At 44.7% G+C, this 15,167-nt stretch carries 14 protein-coding genes; 11 read left to right on the forward strand and 3 right to left on the reverse strand.

From position 1 onward, the window contains the following. Positions 1-82 precede the first annotated feature (82 nt). The 5 genes from purM (at position 83) to ablB (ending at position 5,706) form a co-directional block, all read left to right on the forward strand. On the forward strand, positions 83-1,123 hold the full coding sequence (gene purM / locus SB660_RS11490) for a phosphoribosylformylglycinamidine cyclo-ligase (protein ID WP_061406996.1): 1,041 nt from the start codon (positions 83-85) through the stop codon (positions 1,121-1,123). Then, positions 1,120-1,689 carry a phosphoribosylglycinamide formyltransferase gene (gene purN / locus SB660_RS11495; RefSeq protein ID WP_339165102.1) on the forward strand — a complete coding sequence of 190 codons (570 nt, stop codon included), beginning with the start codon at positions 1,120-1,122 and terminating at the stop codon, positions 1,687-1,689. The genes purM and purN overlap by 4 nt, the downstream gene beginning before the upstream one ends. Before the next feature lie 15 nt (positions 1,690-1,704). After that, positions 1,705-3,243 carry a bifunctional phosphoribosylaminoimidazolecarboxamide formyltransferase/IMP cyclohydrolase gene (gene purH, locus SB660_RS11500; RefSeq protein WP_058015526.1) on the forward strand — a complete coding sequence of 513 codons (1,539 nt, stop codon included), beginning with the start codon at positions 1,705-1,707 and terminating at the stop codon, positions 3,241-3,243. A gap of 12 nt (positions 3,244-3,255) precedes the next feature. Next, positions 3,256-4,530 carry a phosphoribosylamine--glycine ligase gene (purD, locus tag SB660_RS11505; RefSeq protein ID WP_410582627.1) on the forward strand — a complete coding sequence of 425 codons (1,275 nt, stop codon included), beginning with the start codon at positions 3,256-3,258 and terminating at the stop codon, positions 4,528-4,530. 330 nt (positions 4,531-4,860) lie between these two features. Next, positions 4,861-5,706, forward strand: coding sequence for a putative beta-lysine N-acetyltransferase (gene ablB, locus SB660_RS11510; protein WP_339165105.1), 846 nt, complete (start codon positions 4,861-4,863; stop codon positions 5,704-5,706). On the opposite strand, the gene SB660_RS11515 is transcribed toward ablB, so the two are convergent. Further along, positions 5,701-7,359 carry a PucR family transcriptional regulator gene (locus SB660_RS11515; RefSeq protein ID WP_339165107.1) on the reverse strand — a complete coding sequence of 553 codons (1,659 nt, stop codon included), beginning with the start codon at positions 7,357-7,359 and terminating at the stop codon, positions 5,701-5,703. The two genes, ablB and SB660_RS11515, sit on opposite strands and share 6 nt — an antisense overlap. A gap of 190 nt (positions 7,360-7,549) precedes the next feature. Here SB660_RS11515 and SB660_RS11520 point away from each other — a divergent pair, with 190 nt between their 5' ends. The 4 genes from SB660_RS11520 to SB660_RS11535 are packed head-to-tail and all read left to right on the forward strand — an operon-like array spanning position 7,550 to position 11,534. Then, complete coding sequence (locus SB660_RS11520) at positions 7,550-8,914, forward strand: aspartate aminotransferase family protein (protein ID WP_410582630.1); 1,365 nt, start codon at positions 7,550-7,552, stop codon at positions 8,912-8,914. Positions 8,915-8,926: 12 nt separating this feature from the next. After that, positions 8,927-9,613 carry a CoA transferase subunit A gene (locus SB660_RS11525; protein ID WP_339165111.1) on the forward strand — a complete coding sequence of 229 codons (687 nt, stop codon included), beginning with the start codon at positions 8,927-8,929 and terminating at the stop codon, positions 9,611-9,613. After that, positions 9,589-10,254, forward strand: a complete 666-nt coding sequence (locus SB660_RS11530; protein ID WP_180309454.1) for a 3-oxoacid CoA-transferase subunit B — start codon at positions 9,589-9,591, stop codon at positions 10,252-10,254. The genes SB660_RS11525 and SB660_RS11530 overlap by 25 nt, the downstream gene beginning before the upstream one ends. Before the next feature lie 14 nt (positions 10,255-10,268). Beyond that, complete coding sequence (locus tag SB660_RS11535; protein ID WP_410582632.1) at positions 10,269-11,534, forward strand: peptidase; 1,266 nt, start codon at positions 10,269-10,271, stop codon at positions 11,532-11,534. Positions 11,535-11,569: 35 nt separating this feature from the next. Here the strand turns inward: SB660_RS11535 and SB660_RS11540 are convergent, their stop codons facing one another. Next, positions 11,570-11,791, reverse strand: a complete 222-nt coding sequence (locus tag SB660_RS11540; RefSeq protein ID WP_058015517.1) for a YgaP family membrane protein — start codon at positions 11,789-11,791, stop codon at positions 11,570-11,572. A 124-nt stretch (positions 11,792-11,915) separates the two neighbouring features. Here SB660_RS11540 and SB660_RS11545 point away from each other — a divergent pair, with 124 nt between their 5' ends. Both SB660_RS11545 and SB660_RS11550 read left to right on the forward strand, forming a co-directional pair. Beyond that, the gene (locus tag SB660_RS11545) at positions 11,916-13,658 is read left to right on the forward strand and encodes an adenine deaminase C-terminal domain-containing protein (RefSeq protein WP_410582635.1); all 1,743 of its coding nucleotides are present in this window, start codon (positions 11,916-11,918) and stop codon (positions 13,656-13,658) included. A gap of 549 nt (positions 13,659-14,207) precedes the next feature. Further along, positions 14,208-14,522: a YerC/YecD family TrpR-related protein gene (locus tag SB660_RS11550; protein ID WP_058015515.1), complete on the forward strand. Its 315-nt coding sequence runs from the start codon at positions 14,208-14,210 to the stop codon at positions 14,520-14,522. Positions 14,523-14,638: 116 nt separating this feature from the next. Here SB660_RS11550 and SB660_RS11555 read toward each other — a convergent pair whose 3' ends face one another. Next, entirely contained in the window at positions 14,639-15,148 is a 510-nt protein-coding gene (locus SB660_RS11555; protein ID WP_180309452.1) for a DUF3916 domain-containing protein, read from the reverse strand. Positions 15,149-15,167: the final 19 nt, after the last annotated feature.

Here is a 15,167-nt window from a genome sequence, read left to right on the forward strand (position 1 = left end):
CAGCAGTCAAGATGAGTTGATATGCTGCTCTTTCATTCTGCCGAAAATACATGGAAAGCAGCAGCTAAAAGGAGTGAATGGGATGTCAGAAGCATATAAAAACGCCGGTGTCGACATCGAAGCAGGGTACGAAGCCGTCAAACGAATGAAAACACACGTTGAACGTACAAAACGAGCAGGTGTTATGGGCGCTCTAGGTGGATTTGGCGGTATGTTTGATCTATCTGAGCTGCCATACAAAAAGCCCGTTCTTGTTTCAGGAACAGATGGTGTCGGAACGAAATTAAAGCTTGCCTTTTTAATGAATAAACACGATACGATCGGCGTCGATGCCGTGGCCATGTGTGTCAACGATGTGCTTGCACAGGGGGCAGAACCGCTCTTTTTCTTAGATTACTTAGCCGTTGGAAAAGCAGATCCGGTAAAAATTGAATCGATTGTCAAAGGTGTGGCTGACGGATGTGAGCAGTCTGGTTCAGCACTTGTCGGCGGTGAGACAGCCGAAATGCCAGGTCTTTACACAGAAGAAGAATATGATATTGCTGGTTTTTCGGTAGGTGTCGTTGAAAAGGACGAAATCGTGACAGGAAACAGCATCAAAGAGGGACATTTGCTTATTGGACTCAGCTCAAGCGGAATTCATAGCAATGGATACTCTCTCGTTCGTAAAGTCTTGCTGGAAGACGCTGGTCTTGATTTGCATCAAACGTATGCACCTTTTACAAGACCGCTCGGTGAAGAGCTTCTTGAACCGACAAAAATTTATGTGAAGCCCGTTCTCAAACAAGTAAAAGCCGGCAAAGTTGACGGCATGGCACATGTAACAGGCGGCGGTTTTATTGAGAATTTACCACGTATGCTGCCTGAAGGTCTTGGCGTTGAGATTGATAACGGCTCATGGCCAGTACCACCCATTTTTTCCTTTATTCAAGAAAAAGGTCAGTTAAAGGCAGAAGAGATGTTCAACGTGTTTAATATGGGCATTGGCTTTGTCTTAGCTGTAAAAGAGGACGATCTTGTTAATGTGATTAGAGAGCTTGAACAGGATGGAGAGAAAGCATTTCTCATCGGACGTGTTCAAAAAGGAGAAGGTGTCACATTCGGCGGTGGAAGCCTCTCATGAAGAAGTTTGCGATCTTCGCCTCTGGAAGCGGGACGAACTTTCAAGCCATTATAGATACGTTAAAAGAAGAAAAGTGGCAGGCTGAGGCCGCCATTGTGATTTGTGATAAACCGGGTGCAAAGGTGCTGGAGCGTGCTGAGAAAGAAGGCATTCCCTCCTTTGCTTTTACCCCGAAGGCTTTTCCAAATAAAGCCGCTTTTGAACAAACGATCATCGAACAACTGAGGCTTCATGAAGTAGAATGGGTTTTCCTTGCGGGGTACATGAGACTGATTGGTCCGACATTACTTGAAGCATACAGAGGGAGAATCGTGAATATCCACCCATCCTTGCTGCCAGCCTTTCCAGGTCTTGATGCCATCGGACAAGCCTATCAAGCAGGCGTCAAAGTGGCAGGCATCACTGTCCATTTTGTCGATGAAGGGATGGATACAGGTCCGATTATTGACCAAGCCGCGATTTATATTGAACAAGGTGAAGAGCTTGAATCAATTGAAAAAAGAATGCATGAACTAGAACACACACTATATCCAAAAGTGATCAAATCACTTTTAGAATTATCTTAATGAGGTGACGAAGGCATGACGATCAAACGCGCATTAATCAGTGTTTCCGATAAAACGAATCTTGTACCTTTTGTGAAAGAATTAACAGAACTTGGTGTTGAAGTCATTTCAACTGGAGGTACTCATAAGCTTCTTCAAGAGAATGGCATTGATGTCATTGGGATTTCTGAAGTCACTGGATTCCCTGAAATCATGGACGGACGACTCAAAACGCTCCATCCGAACATTCATGGTGGATTATTGGCAGTGAGAGAAAACGATGAGCATATGGCACAGATTGAAAAGCATGGCATTCAGCCGATTGATCTTGTTGTCGTGAATCTCTATCCTTTCAAAGAGACGATCTCAAAAGACGATGTAACGTATGAAGAAGCAATTGAAAACATTGATATTGGCGGACCGGGAATGCTTCGTGCGGCATCGAAAAACCACCAAGACGTCACAGTGATTGTCGATCCTCGTGATTATGATACAGTCGTTCAGCAAATCAAAGAAGGCGGCGTGTCACTTGAGAAAAAACGTGAGCTTGCGGCGAAGGTATTCCGTCATACAGCTGCTTACGATGCCCTCATTGCGGATTATTTAACGAATTTTGTTGGCGAAACAGAGCCAGAACAGTTCACCGTCACGTTTGAGAAAAAACAATCCCTTCGTTATGGAGAAAACCCGCACCAAGCGGCGACTTTCTATGAAAATGCTCTTCCAAGCAAAGGTTCTTTAGCTACTGCAACGCAATTACATGGAAAAGAACTTTCCTACAACAACATTAAAGACGCAGATGCAGCTCTTCAAATCGTACGTGAATTTACGGAGCCAGCGGCTGTTGCTGTAAAGCATATGAACCCGTGCGGCGTTGGTACAGGAGAAACGATTGCAGAAGCATTTGACCGAGCATTCAAAGCAGATGAAACTTCTATTTTTGGCGGCATTGTGGCGCTTAACCGTGAAGTAGACAAGCAAACGGCCGAGGTGCTGCATACGATTTTCTTAGAAATCGTCATCGCTCCATCGTTTAGCCAAGAAGCGCTTGACGTGTTAACAGCGAAAAAGAACCTTCGTCTATTAACATTAGATGTAGAAGCAGATCTTGGGAAAAAAGAAAAGCAACTGACAAGTGTTCATGGCGGACTGCTTGTGCAGGATATTGATACGTATGGCTTAGAGGAAGCAACGATCTCTATTCCAACGAAAAGAGAACCTACAGAAGACGAATGGAAAGACTTAAAGCTTGCATGGAAAGTCGTCAAGCATGTGAAATCAAATGCGATTGTTCTCGCGAAAGATCAAATGACAGCAGGCATCGGCGCTGGTCAGATGAACCGCGTCGGCTCAGCAAATATTGCGATTGAGCAAGCAGGTGAAAAAGCGAAAGGAAGCGCACTAGGCTCTGATGCGTTCTTCCCAATGGGCGATACAGTGGAAGCTGCTGCAAAGGCAGGCGTCACAGCGATCATCCAGCCAGGTGGTTCCATTCGTGATGAAGAATCAATCCAAAAAGCAGATGAATACGGCATCGCCATGGTCTTCACTGGCGTTAGACATTTCAAACATTAAGGGGATGACAGTGTGAACGTATTAATTATCGGCAGAGGCGGAAGAGAGCATACCATCGCATGGAAAGTGAACCAAAGTGAACTTGTCAGCCAAGTATTTGTCGCACCCGGCAATGATGGAATGACAGATGCTGCGAAGCTTGTCCCAATCGACGAAGGTGATCATGAGGCATTAATTCATTTTGCAAAAGACAATGAAATCGGCTTAACGATTGTCGGTCCAGAGGTTCCTTTAATTGCAGGTGTCGTCGATGCATTTGAAGAGGCAGGTTTAAAGGTATTTGGTCCAAATGCAAAAGCCGCAGTCATTGAAGGCTCAAAGGAATTTGCAAAAGACTTAATGAAAAATTATGAGATCCCGACAGCCGCTTATGCCACCTTCACATCATTTGAAAAAGCGAAGGCATATGTGGAAGAAAAGGGTGCCCCAATTGTCATTAAAGCCGATGGTCTCGCAGCAGGAAAAGGCGTGACAGTCGCAATGACACTTGAAGAGGCGATCAGCTGCCTGCATGACTTTTTAGAGGATGAAAAGTTTGGCGATGCGAGTGCATCTGTCGTCATCGAGGAATTTTTAACAGGTGAGGAATTTTCATTGATGGCCTTTGTCAATGGAGAAAAGGTGTACCCAATGGTGATCGCGCAAGATCACAAACGTGCATTTGAAGATGACAAAGGACCGAATACCGGCGGGATGGGCGCTTATTCACCAGTTCCGCAAATTTCAGATGAAGTCGTCCAAAAAGCGGTGGAAGATGTCGTCAAACCGGCGGCTCGCGCAATGGTGCAGGAAGAGCGTCCGTTTACAGGCATTTTATATGCAGGCTTAATGCTTACGCCAGAAGGCTCAAAAGTCATTGAGTTCAACGCACGCTTTGGCGATCCTGAAACGCAGGTGGTTCTTCCTCGTCTTGAATCAGATCTAGTTCAAGTTTTCCTCGATATTCTAGACGGAAAAGATGTGGACTTACAGTGGAAAGACACTGCGGCTGTCAGTGTAGTTCTTGCATCAGAAGGATACCCTGAGGACTACGCAAAAGGTACGCCAATCGGCGCTTTGCAAACGACGGTGTCTGATGTCGTGACCTTCCACGCAGGAACAAAAAAAGAAAACGATCAATTCGTCACAAATGGCGGCCGTGTAGCGAATGTGACCGCATTTGACAACACATTTGAAGCGGCAAGATCAAGAGTGTATGAAGCGGTTGAAGAAATCATTCAGCCAGGTCTATTTTATCGCCGTGACATTGGCGCCCGTGCGCTGAAGGCTGCGGGGAAATCCGTTTAATCAAAACACCTTTCTATCTGATGAGATGGAAAGGTGTTTTTTGTTCATGAGAAGGGATGCCGATTGAATATGAAGAAGTAGTATGGGATCACGAATAGATATTGGGAGGAAACATGGAAATCATAGCATTTATTATCTTTGCAATCGTCATACTTATTTTATTTCTCATAACTATAAATAACGTCATGTTGATTGCCATTAAGCAGAATAAAATGAAAAAAGCCTCAGCCATTAGCTATATGATCATTTCAATTTTTTCTGGCATTGCTATTTCTTCATTTCTAATTTGGACATTCTTTATTAGCTGATTCATAGGAAAGGAATGAGTATATGGTGCAATTGAAGGAACTTGCGAACGAGCGTTTTTCTGCCTCGATCTGTATTGATTCATTTAATGAGCGAATCCGTTTGGATGACTACAGCGGCAGGGTGCGGGATGTGATTCAGTCGGTTCTAAAGGAAGCGGCGGACTGTAAGGCTTCTAAGGTCATTGTGAAAGTAAGACGTGAGCATGTGCCGCTTTTTTTAGAAAAAGGCTTTCGGCTTGAAGGGGTGTTTTCTCATTATTTCTTTGGAAGTGACGCTTACGGTATGTCGCTTTTTCTCACTGAGGATCGAATGAACAGTTCGTATTGGCTGGAGGAAGATGAGATCGTCGCATCCATTCAAGCAAAAGTAATCAAAAAAGACCAAGGCACATGGCAGGATGAGTATGTGATGAGAAAAGCCGATCCAAAGGATATTCACAAGCTGGCAAAGCTCTATGATACCGTCTTTGAAACGTACCCTACGCCAATGAACGAGTCAGATTATATTCAAAAGGTAATGGAGGAAGGGACCATTTTTTATGTTGTTGAACATGAGGGACACATTGTGAGTGCAGCATCCGCTGAGATCAATGCGCCGTATGGTCATGCAGAATTAACAGACTGTGCGACCCTTCCTTCATATAGAAAACTAGGATTCATGCATCATTTGATTCTAGCCCTTGAAAAAGAACTCCAGTCGATGCATATCTATGTCTTTTATTCTCTTGCCCGTGCACTGTCCTATGGAATGAATCAAGTATTTTATCAGCTCGGGTATACGTACACTGGGCGCTTTCAAAACAACTGCTATATTTTTGACAAAATGGAAGATATGAATCTATGGGTCAAAACGCCAAATGAATCATGAAATGGTTCTCATCTGATCAAGCAGACCAGATAGGCGGTACGCCATGATACTAAGCTGCAGCTTCATCCGATCATCAGTGGATTTGAGGCTGCAGCCTGTTCTCGTTTCAATTTGTTTCAGCCGGTAGCTTAACGTATGTCTATGAATAAATAATTCTCCCGCAGATTTTTGAATATTTTCATTGTGCGCCAAATACACTTCGAGTGTATGAATCAGGTCAGCCCCTTGTTTTTTCGTATATAGCAACGGACTTAACAGCTCCACGTAAAAATCATGCAAATTCATACCCGCTTCATTCATTTCAAGAAGCATCCCATATAAGCCGAGCTTTTGATAATGAATGATGCTCTCGTCTGTTTTTAAAAGCGGAAGAAGCCTAGCTGCATACTGCGCTTCCTTCGCGCTTTTTGCAAAGAGACTGATCTGGTCATAGGCTCTCCCGATACCAATGACAATCGGATGGACGGGGAAAAAATAAGACCAAGTGCTCCGGCATTCCTCTGCTGCGCGATACCACTCCGCTTCTTGAAACGCTTTTTTTCCTGCTGGTGTTAGGACAAAAATGGAATCGAGCCTTGTCTTTAGCAAAAAAGGAATATGTCTGCGTTCAAAGATCGACGTGAGTAATTGCGATAGACGCTGCATCATTTGGTGATCGAGCTGTGTGTGCTGATGCTGGAATTGAAAATAGATCACCACCTGCTCATCGCTCATATCATATTGTAGCTTTGTTGCTTGTTCGACCACGTAGTTTTCTTCTGTATATTGCTGCTGCAAAATATCATCTAACAAATGTCCCTGCATTTGGTTTTCTGTATCTTGAATGGCTTTTTGCTTCAACCATTCAATCGCATACACTGCCCCGGCATGCTCGATGGCAATCGCGTCGAGATGATGCCACGTATCCTTTTTCTTTAAAGACACAATAAACCCAAAAATATCACCCATCGCAATCACCGGACATGCGGCGAGGACGAACGCTCCGTACGTGTCATAGACGAGCCGCCCTTTCTCCTCTGCCTGCTTGAGAAGGGGCATGGTATCAATTGGTTCATGATCTGTCAGAAAGCCAAAAGCAGGAGAGTATGTCACTTCATCTTTGATGAGATGAGCCGCTGTTTGATGTAAAAAGACATCAAGAACGACAATGTTCGCTGCAGTGAGATGTGCCAGTTCCTCTGTAATTTGCGTTACATTTTTATTTCTTACATTTAATTGGGTCAGTCTTTGATGAATCGCGGATGAATATTTAAGCTGATGAAGCTGACTACTCACGATTTGTTCTAAGACGGCTTTTGTAATATCTGAGAAGTTGATGTGCGGCGGAATCTCAATGAGCGGAATGCCGCTGTTTTTCGCCGCTTGAATGAGTGATGCTGGAATGTCGCTTAAGTACACACCTTTATAAATCGCGATGGCTGATAGCCTTTGAGATTGAATCAATTCCTCAAGCCGGTCGCGTCTTTCTTGATTGTCCGCGAGTCCGAATCCGGTTGTGACGAGCAATTCTCCATCGGAAAGCCTCGACGTGTCTTCGATAATTTCAACGATGGTCACCCACTCAATGAGTCGGTCCAGTCCATTTTCTCCAGCAAGCAGCTTTGTTCCCTTCATGATATCGAGCGAAAGTGCATCTTTGACGAGAATCGCCATAGGCTCATGACCTCCTTTTGAACACTCTTATACACGATGTATAAAAAATGCGTCTGAAATTCGGGCATGTGGCGAATGGAGGATGACTGCCCTCTTGATTAAGCTAATCTTATAACAAGTATACAAAATTTTCTTGCGATTCATGAAAAAGAAAGAGGCAGCTGCTGACGAGAGAGGGAGGAATGGCAAAGTGGAGACTCGGGATTACTTAATCAAACCGATATTGAATCAGCATTATCCTGTGGCTGTGAAAGGAGAGGGAATATATTTATATGATCGGGATGGAAAAAAATATATAGATGGCTCATCGGGGGCTGTCACGGCAAGTATTGGACATGGCATACGTGAAATCATTGATGCCATGACCGAGCAAGCGGAAAAAGTGAGCTTTACGTACAGATCACAATTCACAAATGAACCAGCAGAAGAACTTGCTTATGAATTGAGTACGCTTTGTCCAGGTAACCTGAACTGGTCTTTTTTTGTCGGAAGTGGTTCAGAGGCAACGGAAACGGCTATGAAAATTGCTATTCAGCATTGGCAGGAGCAGGGAAAGGCTGAGAAGAATCACATTATCTCACGATGGATGAGTTATCACGGCATCACCCTCGGTGCACTGTCGATGTCAGGACATATTGCAAGGAGAGAGCGCTTTGAACCATTGCTCGAAAAGAATCCAGTGCTGTCTCCGCCATATAGCTATCGTTCATGGCTGCCGAAGGAAGAGGGCAAGCAGGTTGAATGGTATGTCCAGGAATTTCATACCGTCATTCAGCGTATAGGAAAAGAGAGGATTGCCGCTTTTATTGCAGAGCCGATTGTCGGAGCATCGGGAGCGGCGCTAGTACCGCCAGACGGATATTTTGAAGCCATGAAACGTGTCTGTGAGGAAAACGATATTTTAATGATTGCAGACGAAGTCATGACAGGCTTTGGACGAACTGGGAAAATGTTTGCGATGGAGCATTGGGGAGTTGTTCCAGATATTATGGTTCTCGGCAAAGGGATGAGTGCTGGCTATTCGCCGATTGCGGCAGCCGTCTCAGCAGATCATGTCATCGCGCCGATTCTGAGCGGTTCCGGATCTGTGATGGCAGGTCATACCTATAGCGGCAATCCGCTTTCAGCAGCCGTCTCACTGGCTGTTATTCGATATATGAAAAAACATCAGCTTCCTGAACGAGCGGATCTGTCTGGCCGCTATTTAATGAATGCATTAAAGGATTTACAAACAAACCATTTCATCATAGGAGATGTGAGAGGAAAGGGACTGCTCATTGGCATCGAGTTTGTCGCAGACCGCTTATCGAAAACCCCATTTCCTGCCCATGCTCAAATGACGCATTTAGTCGTTGAGACAGCCAAGCAAAACGGCTTGCTCGTATACCCAGCAAGCGCTGGCGAGGATGGAGTAGGAGGTGCAGCGGTCATGATTGCACCGCCGCTTTCTATCACGCAGCAGGAGATGGATGAACTCATTCAATTATTTGAGCAGACAATCACGCAGGTCGAACAAGAAGTCATCAACAGGGGGTTTTTCCCATCTGCGATGTAGGGAGGAAAGATGATGAACAAAACAGTGAATGTAGGTGAAGTGATCACGCATTTTAGGGACGGAATGACCATCATGTTTGGCGGGTTTGGCGGCGTAGGGTCACCGCCATCATTGATCGAGGCCATTTTAGAAGCCAATATCAAGGACCTGACATTGATCGGAAACGATGCAGGCTTCCCGAAAATAGGTGTTGGCCGGCTGATCACAGAAGGAAGAGTCAAGAAGATCATTGCTTCTCATATTGGCTCAAATCCAATAGCCGGACAGAAAATGCAGGCAGGTACACTAGACGTTCATTTTTACCCGCAGGGCATTCTAGCAGAAAAAATACGAGCAGGCGGGATGGGCTTGGCAGGCATTGTGACAGATGTCGGCATGGATAGCCTCAATCTCGATAAGAAGCAGCTCGTGCCGTTAAACGGAAAGACCTATATCGTTGAGCCTGCGCTGACAGCGGATATTGCCATTGTGAATGCCCTCAAAGCAGACGAAGCAGGAAATCTGATATTTGATAAAAGTGCACGGAATACAAACCCGATTGTGGCGATGGCAGGAGACTGGACCATTGCGGAAGTGGAAGAGATTGTGCCTGTAGGTAGTCTACATCCAGAGGAAATCGTGACACCAGGCGTATTTGTGAACCAGATTGTGCAATCAAAAGGAGTGAACTGGACATGGGCATGGGAGACAACGATATAAGACACCGCATAGCCAGACGGGCGGCGCAGGAAATTGAAGATGGCATGATCGTCAATCTTGGGATCGGCATCCCAACCCTTGCGGCTGATTACATTCCAGCGCATTACAACGTATGGCTGCATGCTGAAAACGGCATTATGGGGGCAGGCGCCTCACCAGTACAAGGGGAAGAAGATCCTAATTTGTGCAATGCCGGCGGCTTTCCTATTACGTTAACAAAAGGCGGCTCATACATGGACAGCACGACTGCTTTTGGCATCATTCGAAAAGGCATGCTGGATATGACCATTTTAGGTGCACTTGAAGTAAGCAGTCAGGGCGATCTTGCGAATTGGATTGTGCCAGGTAAACGAGTACCTGGGATGGGCGGAGCGATTGAGCTTGCGCAAAAGGCGAAAAAAGTTGTGGTGGTGATGAGCCACCTCGATAAACACGGTGAGTCAAAGGTGAAATCAGCCTGTACACTTCCTTTAACTGCTAAGTCTTGTGTGGATCTGATCATTACAGATATGGCAGTCATTGAGGTCAAATCGCAGCTGCTCATTTTACGTGAAGTCATGCCGCCGTATCAGCCGGAAGATGTCATAAGGGCGACAGAGGCACCTTTAATTTTAGCGCCTGATGTCAAATCTGTTGTGTAGAAAGGATGAATGACTTGCAGCCAATCACACGTATCAGAAGCTGGATGAGAGAGCACCAAGATGAAGCGATTGCGCTTCTTCAGCAAATGGTGCAATGTGAGAGCACCCAAGGAAATGAACAAGGTGTGCAGCAAATCGTAGCAAATAAGCTGTCCGCCATTGGTTTTGATGTAGATGTATGGGACATTGGCGGAGAAGACCTGCTCGAACATCCGTATTTCTATTCCCCGAGGCGTTCCTTTAAAGGAAGTCCCAATGTCGCCGGACGATTGAAGGGAAAAGGGGGCGGTCAATCCATTTTATTAAATGGGCACGTCGATGTTGTGCCAGCAGGAGATACGAAACAATGGACATATCCACCCTACAGCGGGCATATCATAAACGGGAGACTTTATGGACGCGGGGCAACAGATATGAAAGGCGGAAACGTTTCTTTACTCTTTGCACTAGAGGCACTGCATGCGCTCCAGATTCCGCTGAAAGGAGATGTCGTGTTTCATAGTGTCGTCGAAGAAGAGAGCGGCGGTGCAGGCACCCTTGCAGCCATACTTAGAGGGTATACAGCAGATGCGGCCATCATTCCAGAACCAAGTCATATGAAAATCTTTCCGATTCAGCAGGGATCTAAGTGGTTCAGACTGCATATTAAAGGAAGGGCAGCTCATGGAGGAACAAGATATCATGGCGTTTCCGCTATTGAAAAAAGTATGATCGTTCTTTCGCATATAGCAGCACTTGAAGAAGAACGAAATCAGCGCATCACCGAGCCGTTATTTCAGCATATCCCGATTCCAATCCCTATCAACATAGGGAAAATTCAAGGCGGTGACTGGCCGTCCTCTGTAGCGGATCTGGTCACAATGGAGGGCAGACTTGGTGTGATGCCAGGGGAGACGGTTGAGCAGGCAGAGAAGGAATTAGAAAATTGGATGACGGGACTTGGGGAAAAGGATGAATGGTTCAAAGAGCATCCTGTCGAGGTCGAATGGTTTGGTGCAAGATGGCTTCCAGGCTCAATTGATACGGACCATCCACTTTTAGATCTATTGAAGGAACAATATGAAGCGGTCAAGAAGGAGCCGCCAAAGATCGAAGCCGCTCCTTGGGGAACAGACGGCGGATTACTGTCACAGGCGGCAGGTATCCCGATCATCGTATTTGGACCTGGAACAACGGAGCTTGCCCATTTTCCGAATGAATCCATCGACATTGAGCATGTGATTGAAGCCGCAGAAATTATCGCAGGTACGATGGTGGAATGGTGTGAAGCAGCGGAGTGATGACAGAGGTGGAAATCATAAAAAAGAAGGCTGTTTCAATCAGCCTTCTCTTTATGTGTGTCCTGCTGCTCACACATATACGTCACTGGGCAAAAGCGAAGAATGCCAGATGCCAGTTTCATCCCGCCGCACATGATGCTGAAAAGCAGCATGTTACTCCATGGTTTTCTAGCATATAAAGAACCAGCCACAGTACATATTGTCATTCCACAGGCAATTCGAATGAGCGCTTCCATTAAGCCGAGATTAGGTTTCATTGAAGGTAAATCTCCTTTTTTAAATATTTTAAGTGTGATTTCAAGAAATTGTAACGTTTCATTAATGCGTAACGTGGTTCGTTATGTTACGATAGGGCTAATACAAATGAAGGAGAGTATGTGAATGTCCGAACGTACTTTTAATTGGAGAAACAATGACATCCGCACACAAATCGATGTAGTCGACTCAAAAATAGTTCCAACACTCCTTTTAACGAATGGACTCGTGCTAAACCCGTTTTTAAAACAATGGGTGAAGGCAAATATTTGGATACATGATGATCGAATTGTTTATGTCGGAGCAGAGCTTCCTCAAAATAAATCAGCTAAACGTGTGATTGATTGTGAAGGGAAATACATTGTGCCTGGGTATATAGAGCCTCACGCGCATCCGTTCCATATTTATAATCCCCAATCACTTGCAGAATATGTGTCTCAATTTGGCACAACAACAATGGTCAGTGATAACTTATTTCTTCTTTTGCAGAGCAATGAAAAGAAAGCGCTTTCCACTCTATGTGAATTAAAACAGCAGCCATTTCAGTATTTCTGGTGGTCTAGATACGATCTTCAAACCGAGGTCAGATATGAAGATGAGATGCTTCCTATCAACTATCGCAAGGAATGGATTGATCATCCTGACGTTCTTCAAGGCGGCGAATTAACAAGCTGGCCAAGATTGATGGACGGTGATGATCTCATTTTATATTGCATGCAAGAAACGAAGAAGCAGCGGAAACGAATTGAAGGGCATTTCCCCGGAGCTTCTGAGAAAACGCTAACAAAAATGAAGCTGTTTGGCGCGGACAGCGATCATGAAGCGATGAATGCAGACGATGTGCTAAAACGCTTGTCCCTTGGCTACCATGTCTCACTTCGTCATTCTTCCATCCGCCCAGATTTAGTGAACATTTTAAGAGAGCTGCACGAGCGTGATTTTAGACACTATGATCACTTCTTCTATACAACAGATGGAGCAGCGCCTCATTTTTATGAGGAGGGTATGATTAATCGTTTGATTTCAATTGCCCTTGAAGAAGGCGTGCCTATCATCGATGCATACAATATGGCGACCTTTAACATTGCGAAATACTATCAAATTGATGACCTATTAGGTGTTGTCGGTCCTGGCCGATTGGCTTCTTTGAATGTGTTAGATGACCCAATGAATCCAAATCCTGAAACGGTCATATCTAAAGGGGTTATCCTCAAGTTAGATGGCGAGAACCAGCATCAATTTCATGAAACAAAATGGGAAAATGGCGGGCTTGTTCCATTAGATCTAGGCTACGATCTAACGTCGAGTGATTTGCAATTTTCCATGCCGCTAGGTGTCAAAATGAGAAATGCAGTCATCATGGAGCCTTATACAGTGGAGATTGATAACTCTGTGAATCAGCTGTCATGTGATCATGATCAAAGTTTCTTTAGCCTGATTGACCGAAAAGGCGAGTGGCGTGTGAATACGATGCTCAAAGGGTTTGCAAACAAAGTGCAAGGGTTTGTCAGCTCATTTTCGCTCACGGGTGACATTTTGGTGATCGGGAAAAATAAAGAAGATATGATGCTGGCACATAAGCGAATGAAAGAAATCGGCGGGGGGATCGTCCTCACAGAGGACGGGAAAATTTTGCATGAAATTCCGCTGCAATTATCAGGCTGTGCATCTGCTGAACCGTTTGAGACTGTTCTTCAGCAGATACAAACCTTACGCGAGCTGCTCATTGAGCGAGGCTATCCGTTTGATTGCCCAATTGATACACTTGTCTTTTTCCAAAGTACACATTTGCCGTATATTCGAGTGACACCAAGAGGAATATTTGATGTCATGAAAAAAACTGTACTCTTTCCGTCTATAATGCGTTAAAATATAACAGAGTGGAGCTGTATCATCTTTGCCACATTTCTGACAGCTGTTATAGGTCAGACGTGAGCAGTGGATCTCTTCACTGACATGTAAGTGAAAATGCTTATGTGGAGTTGTTGAAGCAGAGGGCTTTGACATGACGAGTGAAATGCCCTGATTGAAAAATGAATCTGTCGGTTACGCTGGCCGACCAACATATTTTGAATAATTGATGAGCAAGGCGGGGCGCATGTTGGTCTCGCCGAGCTTTCCGCACAGCCTGTATTTTTAGGGCAGACCTAATCAAGCAGAAGTGATCTGGATATCGGAAGCAAACAAGTTTGTCAGATTGTCGAACAAGGAAAATGACAGAACTTGTCGAATTTGTATACGATAAAGAAGCTTCGGCTTACGAAAGAACTGACGGCATTTCCAGCGTATAACCAAACCTGTCATGATTCGTTCAAAGCTCATTGCTGAGGTTGAAAAAAATTAGTCAGGAAAGATACCGCTTTCTCCGCAGATTGTCGTGCGAAGCGGTGCCAATAGTAAAGGAGAAGATGTATAAAGATGCAAATTGATAAATTAAGGGGCAAAAGCTTAGATCAGTTATTCAACTCCATCTTATCCCTTAAAGACCTGGAAGAATGCTATCGATTCTTTGATGATTTGTGTACCATCAATGAAATCCAATCTTTATCACAGCGTCTTGAAGTAGCGCGTATGCTTCGCGAGGGGAACACGTATCATAAAATTGAGACGGAGACAGGTGCGAGCACTGCAACCATCTCACGTGTCAAACGCTGCTTGAACTATGGAAATGATGCCTATACGATGGCACTTGACCGCGTAGCAGAACAGCAGACAAATGACGAAACAAAATAAAGCAGCTTTCACTGTAAACAATCCTTTTCAACAAGAATAGAGTTGTTTACAGTTTTTTTTATGAAGAGCGCTGAAAAGACAAGCAAGGACTGGCTGAGTGAAGCGGGTCCTGTTTTTTATTTTAGCTCGCCGATAAACCATCTTTCGCCTTCGTAAGAGATGCCATCTTCGTCAGCGATGATGTCTTTAAAACCTATGATTTGCCTATCCTTTGGCACAGATAAACCCCATTCCTTTTGAATGTTTCTCGCACCGGAAAGAGGCAGCCAACTCTGATCATCATCATGTCTATTGAAAAAGTCTTTAAAATAGGAATCTCCTTTAAACACAATGATTTGTGAACCCCATAATTTAGTGGCATCTACTGCAACCACGACACGATATACTTCTCCATCAATTGGCTTCAAATCAATGAGATGTTCAGCTCTATTTATCAGTGTCTGGATGGACAATCGCTTGATTTTTTGAGGTGTTTTGCTTGTACAAATAAAATCATAAGCAACCGGTAGAGGCAGATGCCAATAACTTTGTTCAATATCTGCCGGGAACTCTCGTGTACTTTCCTCAATTCTTGTCACCATCTCATTCGTCTTCCGTTTCATCCCGCGAACCTTTTTCTCACGCATCCTCCAACTCTCCAATTCC

This window comes from Bacillus sp. SIMBA_005, from assembly GCF_046535585.1.
In the GTDB taxonomy this organism is placed as follows: Bacteria; Bacillota; Bacilli; order Bacillales; family Bacillaceae; genus Bacillus; species Bacillus pumilus.